Consider the following 16,094-nt stretch of genomic DNA (forward strand, 5'->3'; position numbering starts at 1 on the left):
TTACTCCAAAACTGCTTAAACTTGCATAATAATAAGATTAATATGAATCAATTCAACAGAACGATACGAATGCGGCCAGGTTTGGTTTTCGGTTTATATATGCTGCTGCTGCTTGCGCCGGCATTCAGTTTTGCGCAAACCACATATTGTAATCCAATGGACATTGATTACAAGTACAACTTTGAGCAGTTGAATGAAAAGATCAGTTACCGTTCCGGCGCCGATCCGGTTATCATCAATCACAAAGTGGCTGGCCGCAATGAATATTTCCTGTTCGTAACAATTTCGGGCGGATACTGGCATTCCAAAGATCTCATTAACTGGAAATATCTGACTGCAAACCGGTGGCCGTTTGAAGATATGTGCGCGCCCGCAGCCGTTTCCGTACGCGATACGCTGTTTCTTTTTCAGTCTACTTTTGAGTCACGTCCGATTTTATATTCTGTGGCGCCCGAAAAAGGAATCTGGGAATTTTACAACCGCTGGACGCCGCGTCTGCCCAAAGACATCGGCCCGTGGGACCCGGCGCTTTTTCATGATGCGGAAACGGATAAATGGTATATGTACTGGGGTTCTTCCAATGTTTATCCCATTTTCGGTTCGGAACTGGATTATTCCAAAAGACTTGCTTTCAAAGGCGAGTACAAGGCCATGTTCTGGCTTGATCCGTATGCACACGGCTGGGAACGTTTTGGCCCGAACCATTCGGACCCGTTCAAACCTTTTACCGAAGGCGCATGGATGACCAAGCACAAAGGGAAATATTATCTTCAGTACGGCGCGCCGGGCACAGAATACAATGTGTATGCAAATGGCACTTACACGGCCGACGATCCGCTCGGGCCTTTTACGTATGCGCCTTACAATCCGGTTTCTTACAAGCCCGGCGGGTTTGCGACCGGCGCCGGACACGGCAATACTTTTCAGGATAATTACGGCAATTACTGGAACACAGGCACTTCGTGGATCGGCCTGAACTGGGCTATGGAAAGAAGGATTGTGATGTACCCGGCCGGATTTGACAAAGACGGACAAATGTTCTCCAACACGCGCTTTGGTGATTTTCCGCATAAAATGACAACCAAAACGTGGCAGGGAAAAGGCGATGAACTGTTTACCGGCTGGATGCTGCTTTCTTATAAAAAACCCGTAACGGCTTCGTCAGAGCTGGATACGATGGCAGCGGCTAAAATAACCGATGAAAACCCGAGGACCTTCTGGGCGGCAAAGCAGAACAAACCCGGCGAAACGCTCACGATTGACTTGCAGAGCGAGCTGGAAGTAAAAGCCGTTCAGGTAAATTACACCGATTACAAGTCTGATATCTTTGCCAACGATCCGGAAAAAGTGTATACGCAGTTCAAAATCCTGACTTCTGTAAATGGCAAAAAATGGGACGTTGCATATGATCTTTCAAAGGAACCAAAACGCGACCGCCCGTGTGCGTACATCGAACTTCCGCGTCCGGTGCGTGCGCGCTATGTGCGGTATGAACACACGCATGTGGCTTCGCCGGTTCTGGCAATCAGTGAATTCCGGGTTTTTGGAAACGGGTTTGGCAAAGCACCGCAAACGCCGGCAAATTTTACTGCTGTCAGACAAAAAGATACGCGCAATGCAGATCTGAAATGGGACAAAGTTCCCGGCGCAACCGGCTATAATGTACTTTGGGGAATTGCTCCGGACAAGCTTTATCAGACTTATCAGTTCTGGAATGACGAGCCGAACACGTTTGAACTTCGCGCATTGAATGTAGGCGTTCCTTACTATTTTGCTATTGAAGCTTTTAGCGAGAACGGCGTTTCAGAAGTGAGTGCCGTTAAAAGTGTAAAGTAGACTTTAATCAAATGCTTTCTTCACCCGGAATGAATACAATGCTGTCGTAAATTGCAGATAATGGCATTTCGAAATTCATTGATTCAAAATAAATAATATCGTCTTTGTTATCGAAAGTCTGGTAATTCCATACAGCCTTCTGACTGGTACGCGTGTAAAGTTCCACGTAAAATTCATTCTGTGAAACGAGCAGAAAGTATTGAAGCGAAGCAATGTTTTTATATTGTCTTAGCTTGAAACCGCGGTCATAACTTGCAGATGATTTGGACAAAACCTCAACCAGAATAACCGGGTTCTTTACAACATACGTTCCGGCTATGTCTTCTTCCGAACAAGTTACAATCACATCGGGATAAGGATAATAAAGGTTTTCAATTGCTTCCACCTTGATATTTTCGGCAAAAACCCTGCATCCTTGCGGACGAAAGAAACCTTTGAAAAGGGTCCGGATATTATCTACAATGTCATTGTGATTCATCGTAGTTCCTGCCATTGCGAAAATTTCACCATCATAATATTCATGGCGAATTTCACTTTTTTCCTCCATTTCAAAGTATTCGTTGACAGAATATTTATGTTCAGAAACCTGTGCGTGTCCCATAAAATCCAAGTTACAGTATTACAATTTACACCAAAATGAATGCATTATCAAATAACCTTTAACTCAGGAACATTCCGGATTACTGCCGCCAGAGCAGAGAAGAATCGCCGTAGCTCAGAAAACGGTAATCATGCACTATTGCTTCGGAATAAATATGTTTCCAGTCATTACCGACAAAAGCAGCCACCAGCAGAACAAGCGTTGATCCCGGCTGATGATAATTGGTTACAAGCCCTTTGCATAAACGGAATTTGTAACCCGGGAAAATAAAGATTTCCGTTTCGCCTACGATAGAATCCAGCTTTTGTTCATCCATATAATTTGCAATGGCCGTAAGCGATTGCATTGCAGTCGGAAGTTCGCTTTCTTCAAACGGATACGGATACAGTTTTTCAATATGAAACTCAGCCGTTTCTTTCCTGAAAAGCTTGACACCAAACCAGTAAAGACTTTCCAGCGAACGAAGCGACGTCGTGCCGACCGCCACAATATGTTCAACGCTTTTCAGTAAATCATTGATCAAATTTCTGGAAAATACAACCTGTTCGGAATGCATGCGATGTTCCGTAACCGAATCCACTTTGATCGGCTGGAACGTGCCCGCGCCTACGTGCAGCGTCAGAAAAGATTTCCGGATTCCTCTGGATTCCAGTTTTTCAAATACCGTTTCAGTAAAATGAAGCCCGGCCGTCGGCGCAGCCACCGCTCCGTCGTGACTGGCATAAACCGTCTGATAGGAACGAATGTCGCTTTCTTCTGTATCTCGATTGAGATATGGCGGCAACGGAATTTCGCCAAGCGCTTTTACAATGTCCAGAAAAACGATTTCCTTGTCCCACGACAGTTTTACATGGTTCCGCTCGTAATCCGCATATGTTATTTCCAGATGAACAGCTTCTCCGTTCACCTCGATTTCAGTTGAAAGCGTATCCTGAATTTTAAATCGCTTCTTGTTCCCGATCATGCATTCCCATACGCAGGAATGTTTCACAAGCATGGCATCGTTTATAATCCGGGAAGGAAGCTCCGGATGCAGCAGCAGGATTTCAATGACAGCTCCGGTTTCTTTCCGGAAATAAGCCCGTGCAGGAATTACTTTCGTGTTGTTAAATACAAGAAGCGTTTCTGCGGGCAGGTTTTCAGGAAGATTGTAAAAATGCCGGTGCTGAATCAATCCGTTTTTGTAAACAAGCAGCCTGGATTCGTCCCTTTTTTCCAGCGGATAACGCGCGATGCGTTCATCGGGCAGGCTGTATGTAAATTCTTCCAGCCGGATCGATTCTGCATCTGAACGCCAGTCGCTTTTCATAGCCGCCTCCTGCAAGTTTGATTCTTCCATTCTTACAACCAGATTACAGTCTGTCCTCGGGAACAGGCGTTGACAGAAGCCGTAACGGAAGCAGAAGCACGATTACAAGCAATGCAACGCCTATGTAATACAGCCAGGAAAAATCAAAAACGTCTACTTTATAATTCGTGCTGTTGATCGTTGCGAGAGAAAAAAGACTGAAACCGATAACGGTATTGATAGCAGCCACAAGGCAATTGAACCAGTTCACCAGATGCTCGTTCAGTTCTTCACGATGCTGCGCCCAGATCCTTTTTTTCGGAATGGGAAGATGCATCGGATCGGCATTGGATACCAGCTTTGCAAACCTCGCTATCAGCACATTATTGACCAGAAACAAGGCCATGACAATGTAAAAAATATGTTCTTTGGCCAGATAAATTTCCGCCAGGCCACTGTCTGAAAAATCGACCGCAACCATTTGCGGAAAAACCGAATACGTCCATATCAAAGCCCCGATTACCAGCACAACGGATAACCAGCGCCAGACTTTTATTGCAAATGTTGTAACTTTCATGAATAAGTAACCTGTAACAGGTTTTTCGCCATATTAAAAATAAGGTGCAAAATTAGGCCCGGAAGCTTCCAAAACCTAATTGAAAACCTTAAAGTTTATTTCAAATACCATCATGAAAATATACACCAAAACAGGTGACAAAGGCACCACTTCCCTGATCGGAGGCACACGCCTGAGCAAGGCACACGTCCGGATCGATGCCTATGGAACCGTTGATGAGCTGAACAGTTACATCGGAATGCTGCGCGACCAGCCCGTCAATGAAAACCGGAGAGACATTCTGAAAGAAATTCAGGACCGGCTATTCACAATCGGATCACACCTTGCTTCCGAGTCGGACCAGACCAAACGCATTCTTCCGGATTTGTCCGAAAATGACGTCACAGTACTGGAAAGTGCAATGGACTTTATTGATTCACAGGTTCCGCCGCTCAGGGCATTTGTCCTGCCCGGCGGACATCCGTCCGTTTCCTTCGGCCACATTGCCAGAACGGTGTGCCGCCGGGCCGAGCGCGCCGTTATTCATCTTCAGCAGGGTGAAGAAGTCGAAGAAATTGTGATCCGTTATCTCAACCGTCTTTCCGACTATCTTTTTATGCTTTGCCGCGCCATGACTTATGAATTGAATATTGAAGAAGTAACCTGGAAACCACGCATTTAGCCTCAAAAATAATTGTTGTACTAAATATTAGAAACTTATTGAAATAATTCAGTAAATTGCGGAAATCAGTCAAGATGAACAATTACAATTAAATTTTTGGCACCATGACAGCCGACACAGTACAAATTGAGGTTCAGCAGACGTCAAAGTCACGTCTGCATGAGGTTGATTTCAACAATCTCGTTTTCGGACGGAATATTTCCGACCACATGTTTATTGCAGAATACCGCGAAGGTCAATGGCAGGATCTCCGGATCGTCCCATACGGCGACCTTTCGCTAAGCCCTGCAACTGCTGCCCTTCATTACGGACAAGCTATTTTTGAAGGGATGAAAGCCTATAAAAATGAAGATAATGAAGTGCTGCTCTTCCGTGCTGTCGACAACTGGAAAAGGCTTAACAAATCGGCTGAAAGGCTTTGCATGCCAACGATTCCCGAGGAAATTTTCATGAACGGCCTGACTGAACTGCTGCGCCTGGATGCGGAATGGGTTCCTTCCCAGGACGGCTGCTCGCTGTATATTCGTCCGTATATGTTTGCAACAGACCCTTACATTGGTGTAAAACCGTCTGATTCATACTATTTTATCATTTTTACAAGCCCGGTTGGCACGTATTATGCCAAGCCTCCGCGCGTGAAAGTGGAAACGCACTACATCCGTGCTGCGGAAGGCGGCGTGGGCGCTACCAAATGCGCCGGAAATTATGCCGGCTCGCTTTATCCTGCCAAGCTTGCACAGCAGGAAGGATACGATCAGCTGATCTGGACGGATGCCCGCGAGCATGCCTATATTGAAGAATCGGGAACGATGAACATCATGTTCATACTGAACGGCAAACTGGTTACGCCTTACGTTTCCGAAACAACGCTTGACGGTATTACGCGTAAAAGCATCGTCGCCGTTGCGCAGCATTGGGGAATTCCGGTTGAGGAGCGCAGGGTAAGTGTAAAGGAAATTATCGACGGCCTGAAAGACGGAAGCCTTGAAGCCGCATTTGGTGCAGGAACGGCAGTTGTTATTTCTCCGTTTGCAAGCATCGCTTACGAGGGCGTGGATTATGCATTGCCGGAAATCAAGGAAGATTCGTTTGTTAATAAAATAAAAAAATACCTGACTGACCTTCGCACCGGAAAGGAAGAAGACGTTTTTGGCTGGATGCTGAAAGTGTAGTCTTAAAAAGATCGGAAGTTCATTCTTAAAAGTTCAAAGCAGGGATTCACGGCATCGTGCAGTTCCCGGCTTTGAACTTTTCTGTTTTTGTTTTATTTGAACTTTTCTGTTTCTATATGAATGTCCTCGTGCCGGAATAGTTGTCACGAAATTCCTTTGGCGTGCAGCCGTTTTTATTCTTGAAAATCCGGTTGAAATAAGAAAGATTATTGAACCCGCATTTGTACGCAATTTCCGAAATCGTATTGGACGTATTGATCAGCGACCGGGAAGCATGGCCAAGCCGGATTTCGTTCAAGCTTTCGATAAAGGTTTTACCCGTTCTTTTTTTGATAAACCGGCTGAAAGAAACTTCCGACATTCCCGCCAGTTTGGATACGACTTCCAGATTTATTTCCTTATCGTAATTGTCGCGCATATGCGCAAATACCTTTTCAATCCGGCGGCTGTTGTAATTGATTTTTTCATCAATAAAAGTACTGTTCGACAAGGTGCGCATGTTTCTGGAAACGGACAGATCATGCAAAATCGACATCAGTTCAAGAATCGAGTCAAACCCGCTTTTTTGTACAAGTGCTTTCAGCCGGGGAACAATGCGTTCAATGGTTTCCTTGGAGAATGAAATTCCTTTTGAGGATTTTTCCAGCAGCGAACGTATGAAAAATAACTGGTTGCGGCGCAGAAATTTATCATCAAAAAGATCCCGGTGAAACTGCACCGTAATTTCATACACTTCGGGCATTCCTTCCTGCCATTTGTAATTATGATTCAGCCAGCAATGCGAAAGGTTATTGCCTACAAGCACAAGCTCTTCATTGTCAATAGCTTCGGTATGATCGCCTACAATTCTCTTCACACCTTTGCCGCCAATAATGAGATTCAGCTCAAACTCGTCGTGATTATGCAGCGGAAAATCAAAGAACGTTTTGTTTCTGGCAAAAATGGTAAAACAGTCATATTGGGTCAAAGGGGTAATTTCACGGTAAATTTCACTCATAGACATTCAGGTTAAAGGTATATACAGGTACGGTAACCGGGGGCAAGTAAAGTATCATGCAAAATTAGCTTGCATTAAGAATATTATTCAATCAAATATTACAAAATTTTATGATTTTTATTGAGATAACACAAATTAATCCTTCAATTTAGCAATTTACTAATTAGCAAATAGTCGTTTTTAATTTAATTCAAGATAAGATAGTATTATATAAATACGGATTCAGCGAATACTTTTGCAGATGTTTGTGGCTGATTCCGGAAAATCCGACCGCATGAAGATACAATCCATTGATTTGCTTGTCATTATCCTATATCTCGTTTTGGTAACCATCATCGGTGTCATACTTAAAAAGCAGGCGGCAAAAAGCAAAAATGATTACTTGCTTGGCGGAAAATCCATGCCTTACTGGATGCTCGGCGTTTCCAATGCATCGGGAATGTTCGACATTTCAGGAACCGTGTGGATGGTCGCAATCATGTTTGTGTATGGCCTTAAAAGCGTGTGGCTTCCGTGGTTATGGCCCGTTTTCAATCAGGTGTTCATGATGGTTTACCTGTCCATATGGCTGCGCCGTTCCAATGTCTCCACCGGGGCCGAATGGATGCTTACCCGTTTTGGCAACAAGCCTGATGCGCAGCCGGCACACCGTGTAATCGTTGCATTTGCATTGCTGAGCTGCATCAGTTTCATGACTTACGGGTTTATTGGTCTGGGAAAATTCCTTGAAATATTCATTCCCTGGCAATCGGTGCAGCTTTACGTTCCGTTTATACACATTGCTCCTGAATACGTACCGCATGCATACGGGATTGTATTTACTCTGTTTACCGTTTTTTATTCCTTGCTGGGCGGGATGAAAAGCATTGTGTGGGTGGATCTCATTCATTATATCATCATGGCGATTGTATCCGTTACCGTTGCCGGCATTGCCATGAATGCCTTGCATAAAGCCGGCAGCCTGCCGGTTCCGGACGGATGGCATCATCTGTTTTTCGGCAAGGAACTGGGACTGAACTGGAACGGATACATTTCGGATGTAAACAGAAAAATCGAAACAGACGGCTTTTCACCGTTCGGCTACTTCTTTGCGCTGATGTCGGCAAAAGGAATTCTTGCAAGCCTCGCCGGACCGGCGCCGAATTATGACATGCAGAAAATCCTCTCGGCCAGATCGCCGCGCGAGGCTGCGTTAATGAGCATGATCGTGAATGTTGTGCTGCTGCCGACGCGTTATCTTTTCATCATGGGAGTTACCGTAATCGGTTTGCTTTTTTACCGTGACCTCAACATTTCCTCTGCAAACGGAACGGATTTCGAACGCATTCTGCCCGCAGTTCTGAACACGTACATTCCGCCCGGCCTGCTTGGCTTGGTACTGATTGGATTGATGGGCGCTTTTATGGGCACTTTTGCAGGCACTTTCAATGCAGCGCAGGCTTATCTTGTCAACGATATTTACCTGAAATCCGTAAATCCGAACGCCAGCAACAAACAGGTTACAAGAATGAATTATCTGCTTGGCATAGTCGTCGTGTTCATCAGTATCCTGCTCGGGTTTCTTGCAAAAGATGTGAACAGCATCCTGCAATGGATTGTCTCCGCATTGTTTGGCGGCTACATTGCTTCCAACGTACTGAAATGGCACTGGTGGCGGCTGAACAGTACCGGTTTTTTCTGGGGAATGCTTGCCGGCATTGTTTCGGCGATGGTCTTTCCTTACCTTTTTCCGGACGCTTTGCCATTGTTTTACTTTCCGGCCATATTGCTCGTTTCTGCTGCCGGCGCTATTGCGGGATCATTGCTGACACCTGCGACAGATATGGAAGTACTCACCAAGTTTTACAGGAATGTCATGCCGTGGGGATTCTGGAAACCCGTGCGTGAAGCCATTCGGCGCGAAGATCATTCCTTTGCTCCCGATATGAATTTCAGGAAAGATCTGTTCAATGTAGCAGTCGGAATTGTTGCGCAGACTGCCATTACTGTATTACCTGTATTTTTCATACTCATGATGCCTTTGCAAACGTGTATTTCCGCTTTGGTGCTGGTGGTCTGCATACTTGTGCTCTGGAAAACATGGTACCGGAAATTGCCGCTGAATTAACTTTTTATTTTACCCTACATATAGAATACTGTCATGAATAAATTTCAGGATCGCCTTGCACAAATTACAGCCGAAAAGGAAGCATTGCTGCTCAGACCGAATGTGGAGGTCCTGCCCGGAAACGGAAATTATGACCGGTACAGATTCCCCGTTCTCACCAGCGCGCACGCACCGGTTATCTGGGAATACGACCTGAACCCGGAAACCAATCCTTACTTCATGAAGCGCTTCGGGGTCAATTCGGTATTCAATGCGGCGGCAATCCGGTTTGAGGGTAAATACATTGTCGTAGCGCGCGTAGAAGGCTATGACCGGAAATCGTTCTTTGCCGTTGCCGAAAGTCCGAATGGCATTGACAATTTCAGGTTTTGGGAATATCCGGTTCATGTGCCGGAAACCGAAGTTCCCGACGGCAATGTTTATGACATGCGACTCACTGCGCATGAAGACGGATGGATTTACGGACTTTTCTGTACCGAACGCAAAGATCCCGGTGCAATGCCCGGCGACGAATCTGCAGCCATAGCGCAATGCGGGATTGCACGAACTAAAAACCTGAAAAACTGGGAAAGGCTGAAAGATCTTGTAACGCCGTCCGCGCAGCAGCGGAACGTTGTGCTGCATCCGGAATTTGTTGACGGGAAATACGCCTTTTACACACGTCCGCAGGATGGCTTTATAGAAGCAGGAACAGGCGGCGGCATCGGACTGGGCTTATCGGCAAGCATTGAAAATGCAGCAATTGACAAAGAATATATCATACATCAGAAAAAGTACCACACCATTTATGAAGCCAAGAACGGACTCGGCCCGGCGCCTATCAAAACGGAAAAAGGATGGTTGCATCTGGCGCATGGAGTCAGGAAAACGGCTGCCGGACTGCGGTATGTACTCTATCTATTTATGACTGACTTACAGGATCTTACAAAAATAACGCATAAGCCGGCAGGTTACTTTTTAGCTCCGGAAGGCGAAGAGCGCACCGGCGATGTACCGAACGTCGTTTTCTGCAACGGGTGGATTCCGGATGATGACGGGAATGTGTACATTTACTATGCTTCTTCCGACACAAGGCTTCATGTTGCCACTTCTACGCTGGACAAACTCTGCGATTACGTAATTAACACGCCGGAAGACGGATTAAGATCAGCCACTTCACTGCAGACGTTAAATACCCTTATTGACCGGAACAAAACGTACCTCAACAGCATTCAGCCGGTTATTATCTGAGAAAAATAGTACAGATCCCGATGATACCTGAAAGCGTTGATGCTGTATTGAATTTGTACATCTGCTTTTGCCCCCCTGTTTCAGCCATAAAGCGTATACTACTTTAAGTCACACTGAATTTGCTCATTTTTCAAAGGCGTAATTTCATAATCAAATCATTAAAATGCTAAAAATGTGTTATTTTCAGATAAAAAATAACTATATACGGAACATACAGATATTGGTATATTTGATCAAATTTTATAATAATAACCTGTTGTCAGGTAGTCCATTTATCTACATTTTACTTATTTAATAATGCGTATGAAAAAACGAATACTACTTATGGTATTGTTACTGCTTTCCGTGTGCTCCATGCACAGTTATGCACAGGAAATGACAGTAACAGGAAAAGTCACCGAAGAAGCTGGAGGAGAAGTGGCCGGGGTCAACGTTGTAGTAAAAGGTTCAAGCCGCGGTACAACTACAAACGACAAAGGCGAATACAGTATCAGTGTTGAAAAAGGCAAAATCCTGACCTTCAGTTTTATTGGTTTCAACTCGAAGGAAGTAACAGTCGGCAGTGAATCAATAATAAATGTTTCACTCACACCGGAAGCCACCGCTTTAAATGAAGTCGTTGTAACCGCTTTGGGTATTAAAAGAGAGAAAAAAGCCTTGGGCTATGCTGTATCGGAGCTAAAAGGCGAAGAACTGGTTCAGGCACGCTCCACCAACATGGCCAATACACTGGTTGGCAAAGTAGCCGGTCTGAATATTACAAGTACAGCAACCGGCCCCGGCGGATCAACACGTATAACACTGCGCGGTAACGGATCAATAGATAATAACAACCAGCCTTTGATTATCATAGACGGTATTCCTATTGATAACAGCAACCTCGGAGCAGCCGGAATGTGGGGCGGTGGTGATCGCGGCGACGGAATTTCAAGCTTGAACCCTTCGGAAATCGAAAGCATGAGCGTATTAAAAGGTGCGACAGCAGCAGCACTTTACGGTTCGCGCGCATCCAATGGCGCTATTCTTGTTACCACAAAAGGGGGAAAAGCAGGAAAAGGAATTGGCGTAGAAATCAACTCCAATATTACTACGGATGATTTGCTGATTACCAAGTTCAAGGATTTTCAGTATGAATATGGAATGGGAAGAAACGGAGTAAAACCTACAACCCGCGAAGAAGCAATGAGTTCTTCCAGCTTCGGTGCCAAACTGGACGGATCAAGTGTTATTCAGTATGACGGTGTTTCACGTCCTTATTCTGCTGTAAAAGATAACCTTACCAAATTCTACAAAACAGGAAGCACTTTCAATAATTCAGTTGCATTGACCGGTGCTACAGAGAACATTACTTATCGTTTGTCTCTGGCAAACATGAACAACAAGGGCCTGATTCCTGACAATACGCTTGACAGACAGAATTATTCCCTTAATGTCAATGGAACCCTTAGCAAAAACCTGAGCATACTGGCTAATGTAAAATACATCAAAGAGAAAAGCCATAACAGGCCAAGGGTTTCCGATTCGCCCGGAAATGCCAATTACACCCTGGTGAACATGCCGACTACACTAAGTGTGGAAACCATGAAGCAAAGTATGCTGGATGATCGTGGCTATGAACAGGTTTGGGGTGACAACATTTATGTGGACAACGCTTACTTTGCAGCAACCCAGTTTCAGCAGGACGATAATAAAGACCGCTTTATTGTCTCCTTTGAACCAAGGTATAATTTCACAGACTGGTTATATGCAAAAGCGCGTGTAGGTTTTGACAAATACTTTTACAACTACACAGCTATAACCCCGACCGGAACGCCTTACCAACCACTTGGCGGTTTTGACAAAAACGTACAGTCATTTTCGGAAGTCAACTCGGAGCTCCTCTTCGGAATAAACAGAAAGCTCGTTGGTGACCTGAACCTGAATATGCTGATTGCAGGAAACTTAATGAAACAAGTTGTAAAACAGGATTATATCAGCGGATCAAGTTTTAACATTCCGTTTTTCTATGATATAACCAATATCAATCCGGCTTCACGCAATGCTTCTTATAACTACATTGAAAAAAGAATCAATTCGGTATACGGTTCGGCTGAGTTTTCATACAAAAGCTATGCATATGTAACTGTTACCGGCCGAAATGACTGGTTCTCAACACTTGCACCTGGAAAAAACAGTTTATTTTACCCTTCCATCGCAGGTAGTTTCGTATTATCAGAAGCTATAAGATTGCCTTCAGTAATAAGTTATGCCAAATTGAGAGGTTCATGGGCAAAAGCAGGCGGCGATACAAATCCTTACAGGCTTTCCCTATACTATGGACTTTCCGGAGCCCATATTGGATCTCCGCTTGCACAAATCAATGGAAGTACTGTACCATATGCAGGACTTCAGCCCCTAAGAAGTTACACGTATGAGTTAGGACTGGAAAACAGGCTTTTCAACAACCGACTTGGTCTTGACTTTACCTATTACGATCGCCAGACCAAGGACGATATTGTTGCTGCATCTATTTCCGGAACTTCCGGCTTTACCAGCGTACTGCTTAACGTTGGACAAATATCCAATCGCGGAGTTGAGTTGATGCTGAATTACGATCTGATTAAAAACAAAAATTTCACCTGGGATATTTCCTATAATCTTGGATACAATAAAAGCAATGTAGTTTTCCTTGGCGATGGCCTGGAAAGTATACAGGTTGACAATCCCCGTTCTCAAACAGCCTATGTATTTCAACAGGTTGGCCAGCCTTTCAGCTTGCTGAAAGCAACTTCTTTTGTAAGGGATGATCAGGGACGAATCGTATATAATGCTCAAGGTTTGCCGCTTAAAGGTGATTTGAAACCTTATGGAACCGGAATCTCGCCCTATACAATGGGCTTTACTACCAATTTCAGATACAAAGGCGTTGGTCTTTCTGTTTTGTTTGATGGTCGTTTTGGCGGTCATCTTTATTCCGGAACAAATGCTTTGGCTACACGATACGGCTTGTCCAAAGAGTCACTTGTCGGTCGTGAAACAGGCGTTGTGGGCGAAGGTGTAAATGAAGAAGGAGAAATCAATACGGTAAGTGTACCGGCCACTCAATACTATGAAAACCTCTACAATTTTGGTGAGCCTTTCATTTACAAGTCGGATTTCATCAAGCTTCGTCAGGTGATACTTGATTACAGCATCCCTGCAAGAGTTTTCGGCAGATCGCCGTTCAAAGGAGTATCGGTTTCGCTTGTGGGCAGAAACCTTGCAATTCTGATGAAGAAAACGCCTAACATCGACCCGGAATCGACTTATGGAAACGGTAATGCACAAGGCTATGAATTTGCCGGCGTGCCTACAACCCGTAGTATTGGTGTGAACCTTAACCTGAAATTCTGATCCGGACCTTTTCAGGAAATTATAAAAACATGACTATAAAGATTCTTATGATACGAAAAATAGCAGTTGTGCTTGCCCTTACGCTCGGAGCCGGCGCATGTACCAAAGATTTTGAAGAAATTAATATAAATCCTACTGCTCCTTCGGAAGTTCCGCTGGATTACTTGCTTGCACAAGCTCAATTGCAGATCTCAGGCTCGGCGGGCGATCCGGGGTATAAAGTGTGGCGCGGCAATTTCATTTACTCAGGGACTATTGTTCAGCAGCTTGCATCGGTTGATGACTACTACGCAGGTGACAAGTACACTTACAATGCGGATAACAGCGGAGCGTATTTTGCTGACTCCTATGTCAATTCTGTAAAAAGCCTTGCAGATATCATTTCACAGGCATCCGAAGATCCTGCAGATGTCAATATTCTTTCCATGGCAAGGATATTAAAGGTACTTCAAATGCATATCATTACAGATTTGTATGGCGATGTTCCTTATTCAGAAGCCGGAAAAGGATTCATTAGTCAGATTTACAAGCCTAAATACGATCCGCAGCAAGCCATATACATGGATATGCTGAAAGAACTGGATGAAGCCGGCGCTGCACTGAATGCATCCGCCTATGTTCCTACTGCAGCCGATTTTGTATATAAGGGCGATGTTTCAAAGTGGAAAAAGGCTGCCAATTCGCTGATGCTCCGCCTTGCCATGCGCATGCAGAAAGCAGACCCGGCTGCGGCTCAGACCTGGGCAAAAAAGGCAATCGACGGCGGGTTAATGGCTTCCAACGATGATACTTTCAAATTTATCCATACCGAAGGTTCGACAGCGAGCCGCAACCCGAATTCCTATAACCTGGGCATCGGACGCGGTTTGATCAAAGGCGATAATTTCCAGTGGTCGAAAACTTTGATTGATATGATGAAGGCCCGAAAAGATCCGCGCATCAGCATCATTTCCCAGCTTGCAAACGGTGACAAAACGGTAGCCAATCAGAAAGGTTTGCCGAATGGCCTTGATAAAAGCAGCGGGCCAAACGGGCTGGTTACAAAAACAGGCGACGGAAACATCAAGAACTATTCCCGTCCGACCGACCTGATGTATGACGACGACGATCCGAACATTCTTTTAACTTTTGCAGAAACCAAATTCCTTACTGCCGAAGCCATTGAAAGAGGATGGGCAACAGCCGGAACTGCCAAAGATGCCTACGAAGCCGGACAGAAAGCTGCTGTAACGCAACTTGCGGCTTTTGATGCAACGGCAGGGGTTGTTAGTGCGGCAGATGCGCAGGCTTACGTTACCGCAAACCCGTATCCCGTAGCCGGAACGCTGGCCAATAAACTGACTCAGATCCATTCTGAAATGTTTATTCTTACCGCCTCCACTTTCAATCATTATGAAGGCTGGTCAAACTGGCGCAGAACAGGCATTCCTGCACTGACACCGACAAATTATCCGGGCAACCTGACGGGCGGCGTTATTCCGCGCAGACTTATATTTCCGATCAGCGAGCTGGCCGTTAATGAAGCCAATTACAAGGAAGGCGTTGCCAGAATGGGCAAAGATGATTTTCTGACCCGTGTCTGGTGGGACAAATAAGTATAAATTAGTAGATATAATTCAAAAGGTGCCCTGAATATTTTGGGGCATCTTTTTGTTTTTTATTCTAATTTTGAAATTCTACATTTTCACATTTGTAATACAATTGGTATGATACAGTCATTTACAGAAACGGCCGATAAGGAAGTTGTTTTTGAAAAAGTTCAGCAGTTTATAGATGAGCAGGGCTTCACGGTTGTCAGTAAAGATCATTCGCGGCCATGGGGCGGTTTTTTTGTGCTGGAAGAAAGTGAAGCGCCCAAGTTCATTGCTACTTTTTTCCCTCATCTTTCCATTCAGGATTTTGCAGGCTACGAAAAACTCAGCCCGAAAATACTGGTTGTAGCGCCAAACAAGCGTTTATCCTGGCAGTATCACCATCGCCGTGCTGAAATATGGAAGGTAATTGGTGGAAATGCCGGCATTGTGATCAGTGATACAGACGAGGAAACCGCATTGCAGCAACTTCCGATCGGAACGGTTATTGACCTGAAAAAGGGGGAACGTCACAGGCTTGTCGGTGTGGACGAATGGGGAATCGTGGCTGAAATATGGCAGCATACCGATCCGTCCAATCCTTCGGACGAAGATGATATTGTACGCGTTCAGGATGATTTCGGAAGATAGATTTGCGGAATAAAACGTTATTTGAATAACT

Annotated in this window: 12 protein-coding genes; 8 read left to right on the forward strand and 4 right to left on the reverse strand. The window is 44.8% G+C overall.

Going from position 1 to position 16,094, the window contains the following annotated elements; translation table 11 throughout:
• Positions 1 to 99: 99 nt before the first annotated feature.
• A complete protein-coding gene (locus tag FEM55_RS24265; RefSeq protein WP_374756489.1) occupies positions 100 to 1,836 on the forward strand; it encodes a discoidin domain-containing protein in 1,737 nt (578 codons plus the stop codon).
• A 7-nt stretch (positions 1,837 to 1,843) separates the two neighbouring features.
• On the opposite strand, the gene FEM55_RS24270 is transcribed toward FEM55_RS24265, so the two are convergent.
• The 3 genes from FEM55_RS24270 to FEM55_RS24280 form a co-directional block, all read right to left on the reverse strand.
• Positions 1,844 to 2,437, reverse strand: coding sequence for a Uma2 family endonuclease (locus tag FEM55_RS24270; protein ID WP_138283980.1), 594 nt, complete (start codon positions 2,435 to 2,437; stop codon positions 1,844 to 1,846).
• A gap of 79 nt (positions 2,438 to 2,516) precedes the next feature.
• On the reverse strand, positions 2,517 to 3,776 hold the full coding sequence (locus FEM55_RS24275) for an S-adenosylmethionine:tRNA ribosyltransferase-isomerase (protein WP_138283983.1): 1,260 nt from the start codon (positions 3,774 to 3,776) through the stop codon (positions 2,517 to 2,519).
• A 13-nt stretch (positions 3,777 to 3,789) separates the two neighbouring features.
• A complete protein-coding gene (locus FEM55_RS24280; protein WP_138283986.1) occupies positions 3,790 to 4,302 on the reverse strand; it encodes a hypothetical protein in 513 nt (170 codons plus the stop codon).
• A gap of 112 nt (positions 4,303 to 4,414) precedes the next feature.
• Between FEM55_RS24280 and FEM55_RS24285 the strand changes: the two genes are divergently transcribed.
• Together FEM55_RS24285 and FEM55_RS24290 are read left to right on the forward strand one after the other, a co-directional pair.
• Positions 4,415 to 4,963 carry a cob(I)yrinic acid a,c-diamide adenosyltransferase gene (locus tag FEM55_RS24285; protein ID WP_138283991.1) on the forward strand — a complete coding sequence of 183 codons (549 nt, stop codon included), beginning with the start codon at positions 4,415 to 4,417 and terminating at the stop codon, positions 4,961 to 4,963.
• Between the two features lie 104 nt (positions 4,964 to 5,067).
• Complete coding sequence (locus FEM55_RS24290; protein WP_138283994.1) at positions 5,068 to 6,135, forward strand: branched-chain amino acid aminotransferase; 1,068 nt, start codon at positions 5,068 to 5,070, stop codon at positions 6,133 to 6,135.
• A gap of 112 nt (positions 6,136 to 6,247) precedes the next feature.
• On the opposite strand, the gene FEM55_RS24295 is transcribed toward FEM55_RS24290, so the two are convergent.
• Entirely contained in the window at positions 6,248 to 7,132 is an 885-nt protein-coding gene (locus FEM55_RS24295; protein ID WP_138283997.1) for an AraC family transcriptional regulator, read from the reverse strand.
• 274 nt (positions 7,133 to 7,406) lie between these two features.
• Between FEM55_RS24295 and FEM55_RS24300 the strand changes: the two genes are divergently transcribed.
• The 5 genes from FEM55_RS24300 to FEM55_RS24320 all read left to right on the forward strand — a co-directional run bounded on the left by FEM55_RS24300 (position 7,407) and on the right by FEM55_RS24320 (position 16,063).
• The gene (locus FEM55_RS24300) at positions 7,407 to 9,239 is read left to right on the forward strand and encodes a sodium:solute symporter family protein (protein ID WP_138284001.1); all 1,833 of its coding nucleotides are present in this window, start codon (positions 7,407 to 7,409) and stop codon (positions 9,237 to 9,239) included.
• A gap of 33 nt (positions 9,240 to 9,272) precedes the next feature.
• On the forward strand, positions 9,273 to 10,469 hold the full coding sequence (locus FEM55_RS24305; protein ID WP_138284004.1) for a glycoside hydrolase family 130 protein: 1,197 nt from the start codon (positions 9,273 to 9,275) through the stop codon (positions 10,467 to 10,469).
• A 324-nt stretch (positions 10,470 to 10,793) separates the two neighbouring features.
• A complete protein-coding gene (locus tag FEM55_RS24310) occupies positions 10,794 to 13,841 on the forward strand; it encodes a SusC/RagA family TonB-linked outer membrane protein (protein WP_229209402.1) in 3,048 nt (1,015 codons plus the stop codon).
• A gap of 47 nt (positions 13,842 to 13,888) precedes the next feature.
• Complete coding sequence (locus tag FEM55_RS24315) at positions 13,889 to 15,436, forward strand: SusD/RagB family nutrient-binding outer membrane lipoprotein (RefSeq protein ID WP_138284010.1); 1,548 nt, start codon at positions 13,889 to 13,891, stop codon at positions 15,434 to 15,436.
• 111 nt (positions 15,437 to 15,547) lie between these two features.
• The gene (locus tag FEM55_RS24320; RefSeq protein ID WP_138284013.1) at positions 15,548 to 16,063 is read left to right on the forward strand and encodes a cupin domain-containing protein; all 516 of its coding nucleotides are present in this window, start codon (positions 15,548 to 15,550) and stop codon (positions 16,061 to 16,063) included.
• The last annotated feature ends 31 nt before the right edge of the window (positions 16,064 to 16,094 follow it).

The sequence above is a fragment of the Dyadobacter sediminis genome (genome assembly GCF_005860765.1).
Lineage (GTDB): Bacteria > Bacteroidota > Bacteroidia > Cytophagales > Spirosomataceae > Dyadobacter > Dyadobacter sediminis.